Source organism: Sporomusa aerivorans (genome assembly GCF_041428895.1).
Taxonomy (GTDB): Bacteria; Bacillota; Negativicutes; order Sporomusales; family Sporomusaceae; genus Sporomusa; species Sporomusa aerivorans.
This window is the reverse complement of sequence record NZ_CP156926.1, coordinates 5,995,080-6,008,412: the sequence shown is the minus strand read 5'-3', so window position 1 is coordinate 6,008,412 and position 13,333 is coordinate 5,995,080. Positions and strand designations below refer to the sequence as shown.

General features: G+C 49.3%; 18 protein-coding genes. All 18 read left to right on the top strand.

What is annotated here, in order from left to right; all coding sequences use genetic code 11:
• Positions 1-3 precede the first annotated feature (3 nt).
• Positions 4-201, top strand: coding sequence for a hypothetical protein (locus SATMO3_RS28570; RefSeq protein WP_371374429.1), 198 nt, complete (start codon positions 4-6; stop codon positions 199-201).
• 72 nt (positions 202-273) lie between these two features.
• Positions 274-447 (top strand): hypothetical protein, encoded by a 174-nt coding sequence (locus SATMO3_RS28565; RefSeq protein ID WP_371374426.1) that lies wholly within the window; start codon positions 274-276, stop codon positions 445-447.
• Between the two features lie 30 nt (positions 448-477).
• The gene (locus SATMO3_RS28560; RefSeq protein ID WP_371374423.1) at positions 478-1,848 is read left to right on the top strand and encodes a site-specific DNA-methyltransferase; all 1,371 of its coding nucleotides are present in this window, start codon (positions 478-480) and stop codon (positions 1,846-1,848) included.
• A complete protein-coding gene (locus SATMO3_RS28555; RefSeq protein ID WP_371374420.1) occupies positions 1,845-2,060 on the top strand; it encodes a nicotinamide mononucleotide transporter in 216 nt (71 codons plus the stop codon). Before SATMO3_RS28560 ends, SATMO3_RS28555 begins: the two co-directional genes overlap by 4 nt.
• 73 nt (positions 2,061-2,133) lie before the next feature.
• A complete protein-coding gene (locus tag SATMO3_RS28550) occupies positions 2,134-2,433 on the top strand; it encodes a hypothetical protein (RefSeq protein WP_371374417.1) in 300 nt (99 codons plus the stop codon).
• Between the two features lie 36 nt (positions 2,434-2,469).
• Positions 2,470-3,267 (top strand): helix-turn-helix domain-containing protein, encoded by a 798-nt coding sequence (locus SATMO3_RS28545; protein WP_371374414.1) that lies wholly within the window; start codon positions 2,470-2,472, stop codon positions 3,265-3,267.
• The gene (locus SATMO3_RS28540) at positions 3,249-4,664 is read left to right on the top strand and encodes a terminase (RefSeq protein ID WP_371374411.1); all 1,416 of its coding nucleotides are present in this window, start codon (positions 3,249-3,251) and stop codon (positions 4,662-4,664) included. Before SATMO3_RS28545 ends, SATMO3_RS28540 begins: the two co-directional genes overlap by 19 nt.
• Before the next feature lie 15 nt (positions 4,665-4,679).
• On the top strand, positions 4,680-6,077 hold the full coding sequence (locus SATMO3_RS28535) for a hypothetical protein (protein ID WP_371374409.1): 1,398 nt from the start codon (positions 4,680-4,682) through the stop codon (positions 6,075-6,077).
• Positions 6,074-7,552: a hypothetical protein gene (locus SATMO3_RS28530; protein WP_371374406.1), complete on the top strand. Its 1,479-nt coding sequence runs from the start codon at positions 6,074-6,076 to the stop codon at positions 7,550-7,552. Before SATMO3_RS28535 ends, SATMO3_RS28530 begins: the two co-directional genes overlap by 4 nt.
• Positions 7,549-7,848: a hypothetical protein gene (locus SATMO3_RS28525; RefSeq protein WP_371374403.1), complete on the top strand. Its 300-nt coding sequence runs from the start codon at positions 7,549-7,551 to the stop codon at positions 7,846-7,848. The genes SATMO3_RS28530 and SATMO3_RS28525 overlap by 4 nt, the downstream gene beginning before the upstream one ends.
• Positions 7,849-7,902: 54 nt before the next feature.
• The gene (locus SATMO3_RS28520; RefSeq protein WP_371374400.1) at positions 7,903-8,346 is read left to right on the top strand and encodes an HD domain-containing protein; all 444 of its coding nucleotides are present in this window, start codon (positions 7,903-7,905) and stop codon (positions 8,344-8,346) included.
• A gap of 130 nt (positions 8,347-8,476) precedes the next feature.
• The gene (locus SATMO3_RS28515; RefSeq protein WP_371374398.1) at positions 8,477-9,253 is read left to right on the top strand and encodes a hypothetical protein; all 777 of its coding nucleotides are present in this window, start codon (positions 8,477-8,479) and stop codon (positions 9,251-9,253) included.
• Between the two features lie 6 nt (positions 9,254-9,259).
• On the top strand, positions 9,260-9,631 hold the full coding sequence (locus SATMO3_RS28510) for a hypothetical protein (protein WP_371374396.1): 372 nt from the start codon (positions 9,260-9,262) through the stop codon (positions 9,629-9,631).
• A 25-nt stretch (positions 9,632-9,656) separates the two neighbouring features.
• Entirely contained in the window at positions 9,657-10,706 is a 1,050-nt protein-coding gene (locus tag SATMO3_RS28505; RefSeq protein WP_371374393.1) for a major capsid protein, read from the top strand.
• 7 nt (positions 10,707-10,713) lie between these two features.
• Entirely contained in the window at positions 10,714-11,199 is a 486-nt protein-coding gene (locus tag SATMO3_RS28500) for a hypothetical protein (RefSeq protein WP_371374391.1), read from the top strand.
• The gene (locus SATMO3_RS28495; protein WP_371374388.1) at positions 11,199-11,576 is read left to right on the top strand and encodes a hypothetical protein; all 378 of its coding nucleotides are present in this window, start codon (positions 11,199-11,201) and stop codon (positions 11,574-11,576) included. The genes SATMO3_RS28500 and SATMO3_RS28495 overlap by 1 nt, the downstream gene beginning before the upstream one ends.
• Before the next feature lies 1 nt (position 11,577).
• Complete coding sequence (locus SATMO3_RS28490; RefSeq protein WP_371374385.1) at positions 11,578-12,024, top strand: hypothetical protein; 447 nt, start codon at positions 11,578-11,580, stop codon at positions 12,022-12,024.
• On the top strand, positions 12,005-13,129 hold the full coding sequence (locus SATMO3_RS28485) for a hypothetical protein (protein ID WP_371374382.1): 1,125 nt from the start codon (positions 12,005-12,007) through the stop codon (positions 13,127-13,129). Before SATMO3_RS28490 ends, SATMO3_RS28485 begins: the two co-directional genes overlap by 20 nt.
• Positions 13,130-13,333: the final 204 nt, after the last annotated feature.

Here is a 13,333-nt window from a genome sequence, read left to right as displayed (position 1 = left end):
CGCATGCCCCACTGCAACCAAACCGACTGCCGGTTCTGTGATGCCGGCAAGCTACTCTGTCAGACGGAAGCCTACCTGGTTGACAAGCGATGCATCACCTTCAAGCGGCGACCGAAGAAAGAAAACTATAAGGAATTAATGCGTGTTGATAGGCCAAACTGCCACAAAGATGGTGGCGGAAAATATAGTTGCGCTAATTAAGTAATAACCCCTTGACAATTAGTCGATAGTAAGTGATTAATACAACAACGCTAAATCGAGGGGGCAGAAATCATGAAAGGTAAGCTGTTAGCAAGTATAAAATGGGGTGCTGGTACCTGGCCGGCAGGTACCGTGGTAAGCATCATTGCACAATCAGAACACGTTGCCGATAAAGTGAAAATCGAACGATTTGCCGGCGGGCCTACCGCATGGGTATATTTGGATGATATGGAGCCTCTTGATTAGGCTCCGTTTTATTTTGTGGGGTGAAGTAATTTGGTCTTAGCAGACAATATTCCAGTCTATTGTGCCTTTGACGAACTTGTTGATATTATCGTTCCGGTGCCCAATCCACGTAATCCGAGCCAGCATCCGCAAAGGCAAATCGAATTATTGGCCAAAATTATTAAAAACCAGGGCTGGCGTGCTCCCATCACGGTGAGCACCCGCTCTGGTTTTATTGTACGCGGCCACGGCCGGCTGCTGGCGGCTCAATTTTTAGGTGTGGGCCAAGTACCTGTGGACCGTCAAGACTATGCCACAGAGGCCGAGGAATGGGCCGATTTGATCGCAGATAATCGCATTGCGGAGATATCAGAGATTGATAATTCATTGTTGGCCAGCTTATTAGCTGAGATCGGTTCGACTGATTTTGATATCGATCTGACCGGCTTCTCTGGCAAGCAGATCGACAATCTACTTGCCGATTTCCGTACCGCCGAGATATGTGAAGACAACTTCGACTCAGCTGCAGCCGCTGCCGAGATTAAAGAACCGATAACGAAGCCCGGTGACGTATGGCAGCTTGGCCGGCACCGCCTCCTATGCGGAGATGCAACCAAGCTGGCGGATGTGGAAAAGCTAATGGCTGGCAAACTGGCAGCAATGGTGTTCACGGATCCGCCATATAATGTGGCGTACGAAGGGGGAACGGCCGATAAGCTGACCATCCAGAATGACAGCATGCCGGCAGAACAGTTTAATCAGTTTCTCTGCGCTGCATTTAAGAATATGTCTGCAGCTACTGAGCCGGGTGGCGCCATTTATGTGTGCCACGCTGATTCTGAGGGCAGTAATTTCCGCGGATCCCTCCAGGATGCCGGCTGGCTCCTAAAGCAGTGTCTGGTGTGGGCTAAAAATCAATTCGTACTCGGCAGGCAGGATTACCAGTGGCAGCATGAGCCGATTTTGTATGGTTGGAAGCCGGGCGCTCCGCATCGCTTTTATGGAGGACGAAAGCAGGGAACTGTAATAGAAGAAGCAGCACCAATCAGCGTCAGAGAAGACGGTGAAGGAGTGCTGCTTACTTTTATGGCCGGTATTCAAACGGTGACAATCCGGGTACCGTCGTATAAAGTGCTACAGGCTGGAGATGATGGTCTGTCAACGGTTTGGCGGTTTGAGAAGCCACTCCGGAACGGCGAGCATCCAACGATGAAACCGATCGGGCTTTGTGCCCGGGCTATACAGAATTCAAGTCGGTCAGGTGAGATTGTGGCCGACTTTTTTGGAGGATCCGGCAGCACGCTGATGGCGGCGGAGCAGACCGAGCGTATATGCTATATGATGGAGCTCGATCCGGTGTATTGTGATGTGATTATCCAGCGTTGGGAAGATTTTGCCGGTCTGAAGGCAGTACTGATATGATAGAGTACTTATCATGGGGGATTGCCGGTGCCGCGTTATTTGGCACTTGGCTCAACATCAGGAAAGACCGGCGCTGTTTTGCTATTTGGTGCTGTACAAATGGATTCTGGGCAGTTTATGATGCATGGCATGAGCTTTACGCGCAAGCATTGCTATTCGCCCTGTATTTTTGTATGGCGATAATTGGGCTGATACGCTGGAAAGACAGTTAAAAAGACAAAGGACGGATGCTACCAACATCCGTCCTTCTCCGGGCACTCCCGGCAGGAGATAGTAGGTAACGCCGTGGCCACGGTTGCTGTAGGCTACTATCTCACAATCCATTGTAAAACATGGATGGGGGTGTCGGCAATATCTAATACAAACAAATGTTCGAAGAATGATAAAGAAAGCTTACTCTTGCTGCAGCAAGCGGCGATTATCGAAGGCATAACAGAATCTAAGGCTAAATACCGAAAAATTGTACAGGCCGGTATCGCCAAGTGGGTCAGCGATTTTCAAAAAGGTAATATCCAGGTAAATAGTGTGGATGATCTGAAGAAGCTCATCGAACTGGACATCGATCTCCAGCGCGACGAGCTTTAAGCTTTTATTATCGCGTGGGGGTGGTGACAAGTGTAAATGGCGGAAAAGAATGAACTAGCCAAGCAGGACTATCTTGCTGGCATGAAATACCAGGAAATTGCAGATAAGTATGGCGTGTCGCTGAATACCGTGAAATCATGGCAGAAACGTCATGGGTGGAGTCGTAAGGAAAAGGGTGCACCCGAAACAGAAAAAGTGTGCACCCAAAATGAAAAAAGTGTGCACCCGAAAAAAGGCGGCGCGCCCTTCGGTAACAAAAACGCTAAAGGACACGGCGCACCCAAAGGAAATAAAAACGCCGTCGGCAACAAAGGCGGCCCGCCACTCGGCAGCAAGAACGCTCTTAAGACCGGCGAGTTTGAAACCATTTGGTTCGATACGTTGACGGAAGAAGAGCAGGCTCTTTTTGGCAAAATTAATACGGATCCATTAGTGCAGGCCGAACAGGAGATTATTTTCTTCACTTTCCGCGAGCGTCGCATGATGGAGCGTATCAAGCGTTTGATGGATGGCCTGACGGAAAAGGAAAAAAGAATCGTTTCCGAACTCCGAGAAGAAAAACAGGCTGTGGAAATGTATGACGAAAAGACGGCCCAAACTAAAACCGTCATGGTGCCGGTGCCTAAGATGGTGATCACTAGCATTACGGAGACGCACTCCAAGGCCATTGATGAGATTTTACGGATTGAGGATGGCCTGACTCGGGTTCAACAGCAAAAGGCAAGGTGGGTCGCCTTAAAGCAGAGCATTGAAAGCGAGGCTAAAGGCGAAGGCGGAGATATTGCCAAGAAGCATGCGCAGCGCTTGCAGGAAGTGTGGGCGAATCGATGCTGACCGTAGAAGAATTGCTGCTTGAGCCTTATGTTATGAGTTACTACACGGATAACCCTGTCGATTATGTCAAAGAGGTTATCGGCGCAACGCCGGATGATATTCAAGCAGAGATTCTGAACAGCTGTGCCAGAGAGCAACTTACATCCGTCCGGTCCGGGCACGGTGTGGGCAAGTCAACAGTGGAAGCCTGGATCATTAAATGGTTTATGTATTCTCGGCCGTTTCCCAAAGTGCCCTGCACCGCGCCGACACAGCACCAGCTCCATGATATTCTTTGGGCGGAGCTTAATAAATGGAACCGCCAGGCGGCCGATTCGTTTTTGTTCGAATGGACCGATAAACGGTTTTATCATAAAGCACAGCGTGAGGAATGGTTTGCGGTACCGCGGACGGCGACTAAGCCGGATGCCTTGCAAGGCTTCCACGCCGATCATGTTCTCTATGTCATCGATGAGGCCTCAGGGGTAACAGATAAAATTTTTGAACCGGTATTAGGCGCACTTTCCACGGAAGGCGCCAGGCTGCTGGCCTGTGGCAACCCGACGCAGCTCGCCGGCTGGTTTTATGATAGCCACAATGACAAGCGGGAAATGTATAGCACCTTTCACATCGATGGTCGTAACTCGCCCAGGGTAACCCAGAAATATATTAAGATGATCATTGATATGTTCGGCGAAGACAGCGATGTGTTTCGGGTGCGTGTCGCCGGTCAGTTTCCGAAAGCCATGCCGGACAGCTTCATCCCGCTTGATTGGGTGGAGCGTAACAGCGTCAAAGTACCGGTTATCATTGTGCCGCGGCGAATTGACATCGGCGTCGACGTAGCCCGGTTTGGTGATGACCAATCTGTACTATGCCCTGTATTTGATCGAAAGGTTCAGCAGCAGCCGGAAATATACAATCACAATGACACCATGGAATTGGCTGGGCGAACTATTCAAATGCTGGACCGGTATACCGGTAAATATGGTCATATTCCCATGTCAGTGCGGGTGGACTGCGACGGCTTGGGCGTAGGTACTTATGATCGCGTGTCGGAAGTTGTAAAACAGAAAAGAATGGTCCATGTCAAAGTATACGAAGGCCACTTCGGCGGCGCCGGCGGCAAGCTCTCTAAGGAGGATCCAGTTCGGTACGCTAACAGCACCGGCCTCATGTGGGGCGCGATTCGGGAAATGCTGCGTCAGAACCAACTGACACTTTGGTACAATAACGCGCAAATTAGTCAACTGACCAACCGGAAGTACCGGGTAAACTCCGACGGCGAAATTGAACTGGAAAGAAAAGAAGATATGAAAAAGCGTGGACTGAAATCGCCAGATATTGGCGATGGTCTGGCTTTGGCTCTGTGGGAACCGAAGGCCAAAATGGTTGCCGGTCGCCTTGATATTTACTAAGCGGGAGGTGAGATTTTGGGAGAGAAAGAAAGAGTTGAAATAAAAAGTGTTCCCTTTTTTCCAGCTAATTGCAAGTATACCTTACTGGATGACGCCTATACCGGCGGCGGCGGTTTCTTGAACGGCGACTACTTAATCCCGCACGTTCGGGAGACTCCAGACAAGTACGGTCGGCGTAAGGCACTATCGTATTACGCCAACTATGTTAAAGCTGTCATCAATGCCTTGGTCGATCCAGTATTCCGGAAAGTGGCGGCCCGAAACTGGGAAGGGCAGGGAACCGACAGCGCCATGTTTTCGAAGTTCCAAAACGATGTTGATGGCAAAGGCACCAAAATTCAGCGCTTCATGAAACGGGCGCTTAAAAAGGCAAAACTGCACGGCGTATGCTTTATTGTCGTGGATAATGTCCCGGATCAGCCGCCGAACAAAGGCGAAGCCATAGAAAAAAGAGCGTTTCCTTATGCCTATCTGGTGTTTCCCAAACAGGTCAAAGCCTATGAGTGTGACAAGGCCGGCGTACTAACCTCCATCACCTATGAGATTTATGCGCGCCGGGCGAGCGGCGCGGCTGTCTCCTATACCACGGAGCGCTGGACCTGGACGACAACATCCTGGGAGAGGGAAGCGGAAGGTGAAACGGTGGAAACGGAGCACAAGCTGGGAGTGGTGCCGGTCATTCCCCTGTTTGGAACCGATGCGGATGAAGGCGATATGCAGCCAATCGGCGATATGTTATCGATTGCGAGGATCAACCTCGCAATTTTTAATTTATGCAGCGAACTGCGGGAATTGCTACGCAACCAGGCCTTTGCGACGCTCTGTTATCCCGTTACCGACAATGCCGGATTTGATGAGTTGAATAAAATCGTCACCGGTACCGAAAATGCGTTAGGGTATGACGGCCTGGCGAGCACCTCGCCTTCCTACATCGCCCCGCCAGCGGAGCAGGCCATTTTGCTTCAGGATGAAATTAAGCGACTGGTGGAAGAAATCTACCGGATTGCCAGCCTTACCAGCGTTGTCGGCGTCCAGCAAAAGAATTCCGGCGTAGCCAAGGAATGGGATTTTGAAAATACTAACCAGGCGCTGGCCGATTTAGCCGAAAACTGTCAAGATGCCGAAATGAAGATGGCTTTTTTGTTTGAGAAATGGACTAACTCCACGATCGGCTACTCCTGTGTCTATCCGGATGATTTCGGCATCGTGGATGTGGCCGAGGCACTTGACGATGTGACGAAAGCATTGGATCTTCAGATTGGCGGCTTATTTCAGAAAGAGGTCAAGAAAAAAGCCGTGGAGGTCTATCTGGCCCATCTACCTGAAGACCGGTTCGATGCCGTTATGGAGGATATTGACCAGCAGGACGAAGAGGTACAACAGGCCGTCGGCTTCGAAGGTGCTCCTGAATGAACCGCGAGGAACTGCTCTCTTTGCTAAGACAGCACATGGGTAAAGGCAGCGAATTGGGTGACAAGCTGGTTGAGGAAATTATACGGCAGGTTAATACCGGTTTGCCGTTGGCCAAAGCGATTAAAAACGCTCTGGCCAATACTGAGTTTACCGGCCAATATTTCGAGCAGCTTATCGATACAATCTGTACAGCTGCTTTACTTGGTTACGGCATAAAGATCCCAAGTATGCAGATGAAAACGACGGTTCGCAAGTACATACTCAGCGATTACTGGGCGCCGGATAAAATGAAGCTTTCTAAAAGGCTGCACGGCACGTCAAAAGAAATGCGTCAGGCGATCATCGACACAGTTGCGGCGGCTATGCGGAAAGGGAAAACCGTACGGCAGATGGCAATGGATCTCTATGACGGCTACAATAGCGGCAAGAAGGTCATAAACGGCGCTGAGCTGCCACAATATTTGAAGCGCCTGGTTGTGGCTGCTCGTTCGGCGGCCGGCGGTGATCCGAGCATCACCCGCGAGTTTAACCTGGCCGTACGCAAGGCGGAGCAGCAACTGAAGAAAATGGAGCAGCGGGACAAGCCGCTGAAGGTAGCTTATCAGCAATTAGTGGATGCGGCGCAGAAACTGAACGAAAAAGCCATGGAGAAAGCGGCCTGGGTTGCGGTACAGGAAAAGGCGCGGTATTACGCGGACCGCATCGCGATTACGGAATCGGCTCGGGCCTGGTCGGATATGTTTTATGCTAAGAATTATGACGATTCTTTAGTGATAGGTTTCGGCTGGCGATTGTCTACCCGGCATCCGAGGGTAGATATTTGTGATTTTCATGCTAAGGTGGATCACTACGGTATGGGTGCCGGGAACTATCCCAAAGATAAGATGCCACCTCATCCGGCGCACCCGTTTTGTACCTGTAACCTGATTGTGCTTTACAAAGGTGAAGCAGAACCCGGCAGGTTTAATCCGGATGCGGGGGCTGCCTGGCTGAAAGCGCAGGATGCTAAAAACCTCAGGGACATGCTGGGAATTGACAACTTGAGGAATTTTGAGCAGGACGGCAAGTGGCAGAAGCGACTGAGGCATTGGCATGGACATAAAGATCCGAAGCCCATGAAGAAACTGAAACAGTTGTTAAGTAATAATGGAAATGTTATACTTATAATAAATGAACGACAAATTGGCAAAAAGATCGGCAAACATGCCGAGGATTATGGGTTAGATGCAGGTAATCCAAATGACCGTGCTTGGTTGATAGCGCATATTAACGCTATTTTTACGGATTATCAGGAAAAACGTGTTGGAACTTTTCGTGGCCAAGGACCTGGTGGTGCACGAGGTGATGTTCTATTTTACCGAAAAGATAACGACATTGTAGTTACCTCTCCCGACAATCAGTTTGTTACGATTTTGAAAGATGGGATTTATAATCAATCGTATCTCAACGCCAATAAGGAAGAAGGTGAAAAATGATGACAGTGAGCGAATTGCAAAAGGGATCTGATAAGTTTATAGAATTTGTTCAACAAAAGGCAAAGGAGCGCGGTCAATCCTTTTTCATTGATAGTGGCGAAGGTCGTGACAAAGTTGTTAATGATATGTATGTGGAGGATCTCAGCGGTTGGTTAATCAATCCTGATGAGGAAGCCGTTTTTGTGCCCCAATGGGAACGCAAAAATGTAGATGAGAAGTTTGATCATCAATATGTTTTTGCCATTTGGCAAGAGGACTCCGGCAAATTAAACATAGAGTTTAGGCGCTTTCATTAGCTACCCAATAAATATAAACTGGGTGGCTTTTGCCTTAATTGGAGGCGATAGGCATTGAGTGCGGAAAAAGATTCCATAGTACAAGTGGCATTAAAGTTGGCGACAATAGCTCACTCTGGGCAGATAGATAAAGGCGGTAAGCCTTACATTCTGCATCCTATCTCTGTAGCTAAAATAGTTGAAACGGAAGAAGAAAAAACAGTAGCGTTGCTGCATGATGTGCTTGAGGATACGCCGGTTACTCTAGAGGAATTGCGGGAGAATGGTTTGCCTGAGTCGGTTGTGGTTGCGATCGACGTACTGACCAAACGCCCGGGTGTTGAGTATGGGGATTATATTCAGCGGGTAAAGCGAAACCCGATTGCTCTGACCGTCAAAATTGCGGACATGACGCATAACATGGATCTGTCACGTATTCAGAGCCCTTCGGCTAAGGATTATGCCAGAATTGAAAAATATGAAAGGATTCTGGCCGAATTAAAAACTGCAAAAGGTTAATTTTTAGCACTCGGCAAGGGTGCTTTTTTGATGCCGTTAAGGAGGTGATTCGGATGCGCAAGTATCCGCAATAGCCGCTAGCGCCGAGAGGCGCTTTTTTTGCACCCCAAATTAAAGGAGGATGACCTAATTGACACTGGAAGAACTCTTGGCCGCGCTGGCCAAACTGCCGGAAGGTTCTAAATATGCGGAAGCCCTAAAAACCGTTGTTGCCGCCAAAGACGGCGAAATTGCTCAGAAGGGCGCGCAGTATAAGACGCTAAGCAAAACGCTCAAAGAAACTGAGGAAAAACTCAAAAAAACCACGGATCGCTTAGAAAAATTCCATGACCATACCGGTATTGCTGATGATGTGGAGGACGTGGAGGTGGCACTTGCCGAGCTTAAGGTTAAGGAAGAGGAAGCCATAAAAGCGGCCGGCGGCAAGGGTGCCCCGGAAATATCCCAATTACAGAAGGATATTGCCAAGCTGCAGCGTGACCTAAAGAGAGCAACGGAAGCCCAGGCCACTTCGGAAAAAACTGCCGCAGAGGAACGCTCCAAGCGGCAAAGCAGCGAGCGGAACCGGGCATTGTTAGCAGCGCTTACCGAACATAAGGCCATCAAGCCAGATCAGCTTTTGAAGATTCTGGCCGACAAAGTCAAGGTCAATGACGATGATACCCTGGCATTCCTCAAAGACGATGGTGAGGAAATGGAAGTCAATGCCGGCGTCAAGGGTTGGCTGGATTCCAATCCGGAATTTGTGATTAATAACCAAAACCCCGGCGGCGGTGGCAGCGGGGGAGCCAATGGCAAAGGCGGCGAAGCCGGTGCCTTTGGCAAATCGCTTGCCCAGCAAGTGACTACTCAGCAAACACCTGCCCTACAAAAAGGACAGGCATTTTATTTTGGTAAAGGAGAGTAATGAATAATGAAATTTACACAGACCGATTATCTGGGCACGAAAAATATCCTGCGGTTTCCCGACCATTATGTGGCTGTTCCGGTTAAAGTGAGCGATACCGATGTTACAGCCAATTCTGATGGGAAAAAGATTGTTAAGGCGGGTACGATTGTTGGCGGATCCGGCGGCAAGGCGCTGGCAGATCCGGAGACATATTCGGTAACCGTTCAAAATGACGCGGATGCCGAGGGTGTTTTGTTTAATGATGTCGACGTTACGCATGGGGCCCGTAGCGGTGCCATGATTATCCATGGCTTCATTGAGACCAGTAAAATTCCATCGGCGCCGACTACCGAGGCGGCCACAGCGCTTGCCGGCCGGATTGTATTTCTGAAATAAATCGAATTAAGGAGAGATGACGCGAATGAATATTTTTGACATGATCAACGCTGATGAAATCGGCGTGTACTACACGGAGACCGCTTCCAATAAAATTCCCTACCTTGGCGAAGTACTGTTTCCCCCACGCAAAAAACTGGGTTTAAACCTTGCCTGGATCAAAGGCAGCAATGGCTTACCAGTTGCGCTGGCTCCGGCTGAATTTGATACCAAAGCATCTATCAGGGATCGAGTTGGCGTGTCCCGGGTTGAAACTGAAATGCCATTCTTCCGCGAGGCTATGCGTATTGGTGAAAAAGACCGCCAGCAGATTTTGATGGCAATGGAAGCAAGAAATAAAGATATCCTGAAACCCATTATCCAAAAGATCTTTGATGATGCCACCAACCTGGTTGACGGCGTTACCGTCGTCGCGGAACGCATGCGGATGCAGCTTTTGTCTGCCGGCACGATCGGTATAAGCGCAAAAGGCGTTGACTATGATTACGATTACTTGATGGCTTCTTCGCAAAAAACCACCCTGACGGGCACTGACATGTGGTCCGATACCGAAAATTCCAATCCGGTGGAGCAAATTCTTTCTGAGATGGATGCCGCGGAGGAGGCAACCGGCAACCGCCCCACCCGGGCGGTCTGCAGCCGGAAAACCTGGGGGTATTTGCTGCAGAATGAAAAAATTAAGAAGGACATGAACCCGGTCGGTGGCCTGAACATCATCATGACGGACAACCTGCTTAAGCAATACTTTTTGGACAAGCTGGGGCTTACCGTTGTGGTGTATACGAAAAAATACCTGCTGTCACTGGGCGGCGATTCGCAACAGTTTTTCCCGGACAATGTGTTTACTCTGATTCCGGAAGGCGACCTGGGCAATACCTATTTCGGCACCACTCCGGAAGAGGCCGATCTACTGACCAATGCTTCCCAGGCAAGGGTGTCCATCGTAAATACCGGTACCGCGGTAACCACCTATGCCGAGCCGCATCCTGTCAACATCCAGACCATTGTGTCCGCGATCTGCCTGCCGAGCTTCGAGACGATTGATAGCATCCGGATTATGACAGTAGCCTCCTAATAATATAATGAACATTGAGTTTGAGCTGGATTATCTGAGTTTATTGGTGGCGGCCGATAAGTCGCGGGAGTTGGCTAATGAGGCGATCATTCTTGGCTTAAATAAATCGGCGCGGGAAGTTCAGGCCATTGCACGAGCGAAGCATCGGTTCAGGAGCAGTCCTAAAGCTAATTTGGAAAAATCCATCGAATATGAAGTGGATGCAGCAAAAATGGAAGCCACGGTTTCGCCTACTGAGTCTGTGGCTCCATACGCTCTCTTTGTACATGAAGGGACAAAGCCGCATCAAATATTGCCGAGAGCAAAAAAGGCACTCCGGTGGGCCAGTGGCGGCAAATTTGTGTTTGCTAAAGGCGTCTGGCATCCAGGCACCCAGAAAGATCAATTTCTGTATGAAGCTGGCGAAACTGCTTTACCCAAAATCAATCAGATATTTTCCCATGCCGTTGCGGATCTGGTTGCCCAGCTCAACCGGCAGGTAGGAGGTGCCTAATGGCTTATTTTAACAAAGAAGACGTGCGAGATGAACTCCTAAAGCGTCAACTCAAACCAGAAGATATTGACGAAAGCACGGCTTATATCGACGATATCGCCGCTAGGCTTAGGGTAGACCCGGCTATGATACCAAATCCTGCTCCTTACGCAGTGCGAACGCTGGCCATGTCGTACGCCCTGATGCAGGCTGCGCTTAACGCTTCCATGAATAACGGCAATGGCGGCGAAAATGCCGCGGATGCCTACGAACTGAAACGGCGCGTTTACGCCGCACGGGTGACTGAACTCGAAGGGGAAATTAATGCACAAACTTTATTAGGACGGGGAAGTCAAAAATCCAAATTTCCCTTGTCGATATCCATGCAGAGGTGCTGACATGCTGTATTGGTGGCCTGTAGTAAAACATTTTAGTGACTTTTTAAAGTCACGAGCTGAATTTGCCGAGCCGTGGAATGTCTACCCAGGCAGCAAAGGCAGTGCGAAACCATTTCCGTGTGTGGAGGTTCAGTGGGATCAGGAGGCTGCCCTATCGGTACACAAACCGTATCAGGGCAGCCTTGTTTTATGGGGCGACATCTGGGTAGCATCGGATGATGTTGAACCGGATGACGTCTACCGGCAGCAGTATGAGGCGCAGATGGCTATCTTAGGTAGCCTTAGGGAATGGATTAACGCCTTAAAAGAGGAGCTTAACTTGGCGGTCAAGCTGGAATGTTCCGGCATTGTCTCTCCGGGGACAATTACCCGTCCAACCTTTGGCTGCCGCATGATTATAAATATCGAATGGAGAGGTGGAAAAAATTATGGATACTCAGAAGACTAGCCTGGTATTCGATTTGCAGCGATTTGGTACGCCGAGTCCTAAAAATCTATTATTGGGCGCAGGTCCTATCTATTTTGACCGTTTTGACGATGATGGTAATTCTACCGGGTTGCGAAACATAGGCAGCACCGATGATTTTAAATTTAAAACCGAGGTTACGAAAGTAACGAAAAAATCTTCCCTGGACAAAGCCCGGCGCACTTACGCCGAGGCGGTCAAGGAAATTGGAGCCACTGGCTCGATCACCATGACGGAATTTGACCCGGCCAACTTGGCCCTGGCCCTGTATGGTGAAGAGGGGGTAATCACTCAGGAAGCCCAGGAAATCACGGACGAAGTGTATACGGTTAAACTGGGGCAGGCTATCCAACTCCCATATTACAAGGTAAAAGATGTAGTTGTGGAACCACTGGAGGCCACTGGCCCGGTAATCGGCGAGGCTGCTTCTTACGCAGTCACTGGCACAGGCACAGTGGCATCCGGCGGCACTTATACCGGCACAACTACCGGAACATATTACATTGCTATTACTGCCGTCAACACCACAGCCGGAAATATTTCGGGTTGTAAGTTTAAGTGGCGCAAATCGCTGACTGGCGTATATAGCGAAGAAATTGAAGCTACCGGTGAGGCGCAGGATCTAGTCGAGGGAGTAACTGTCACTTTGACTGTCGCATCTGGTAAGAGCTTTGCCGCTAACGACATTTATTCGATTGCAGTTACTCCGTCTTCAGGCGCTTATACCCTTGGGAAAGATTATAAGGTACCTACCATTGAGGCGCGTGGCGGATTGATTACTTTCCCGACTACCTCATCTATTGAAGATGAATCGCAGGTAAAAATCAGCTACAGCGTCCCTGCCGCTACGTTCCCGAAAGTGTCCGGGGCAACTGTCAGTAGTGTGGAGGGCATGCTGTTATTCTTAGGCGATCCGTCTCACGGACCGACGTATAACGGGGAATTTTGGCATGTATCTATTACGCCGAATGGTGAAATTGGCATGATCTCTGATGATTTTGCCACCTTCGGTATTGATTTTACTTGCCTGGATGATTCAGAGAATCACCCGGACGATCCTTTATACCGGCTGGTTAAATTGAGCTAAATAAAATTTACTTGTTAAAACGCTCATTAATCGGATATAATAAGCATAGAAACATAAAGAACGCCCCTGTTACCAGCAGGGACGTTCGGGGAACACCGGAGGCTAACGGAAGAAGCTGACAATGAACTTAATCATTGAAAGCAAATCCGCTATTGAGACTTCGAACTTGAAGTGTTTAGTCTCAAGGCGCATTGGAAATCACCT

Excerpts from the sequence above, each read along its gene's own strand:
- SATMO3_RS28565 (WP_371374426.1), top strand. The coding sequence starts at position 274 with ATGAAAGGTAAGCTGTTAGCAAGTATAAAATGGGGTGCTGGTACCTGG.
- SATMO3_RS28495 (WP_371374388.1), top strand. The coding sequence starts at position 11,199 with ATGGCTTATTTTAACAAAGAAGACGTGCGAGATGAACTCCTAAAGCGT.
- SATMO3_RS28490 (WP_371374385.1), top strand. The coding sequence starts at position 11,578 with ATGCTGTATTGGTGGCCTGTAGTAAAACATTTTAGTGACTTTTTAAAG.
- SATMO3_RS28500 (WP_371374391.1), top strand. The coding sequence starts at position 10,714 with ATGAACATTGAGTTTGAGCTGGATTATCTGAGTTTATTGGTGGCGGCC.
- SATMO3_RS28485 (WP_371374382.1), top strand. The coding sequence starts at position 12,005 with ATGGATACTCAGAAGACTAGCCTGGTATTCGATTTGCAGCGATTTGGT.
- SATMO3_RS28525 (WP_371374403.1), top strand. The coding sequence starts at position 7,549 with ATGATGACAGTGAGCGAATTGCAAAAGGGATCTGATAAGTTTATAGAA.
- SATMO3_RS28570 (WP_371374429.1), top strand. The coding sequence starts at position 4 with ATGCCCCACTGCAACCAAACCGACTGCCGGTTCTGTGATGCCGGCAAG.
- SATMO3_RS28555 (WP_371374420.1), top strand. The coding sequence starts at position 1,845 with ATGATAGAGTACTTATCATGGGGGATTGCCGGTGCCGCGTTATTTGGC.
- SATMO3_RS28530 (WP_371374406.1), top strand. The coding sequence starts at position 6,074 with ATGAACCGCGAGGAACTGCTCTCTTTGCTAAGACAGCACATGGGTAAA.
- SATMO3_RS28510 (WP_371374396.1), top strand. The coding sequence starts at position 9,260 with ATGAAATTTACACAGACCGATTATCTGGGCACGAAAAATATCCTGCGG.
- SATMO3_RS28545 (WP_371374414.1), top strand. The coding sequence starts at position 2,470 with ATGGCGGAAAAGAATGAACTAGCCAAGCAGGACTATCTTGCTGGCATG.
- SATMO3_RS28505 (WP_371374393.1), top strand. The coding sequence starts at position 9,657 with ATGAATATTTTTGACATGATCAACGCTGATGAAATCGGCGTGTACTAC.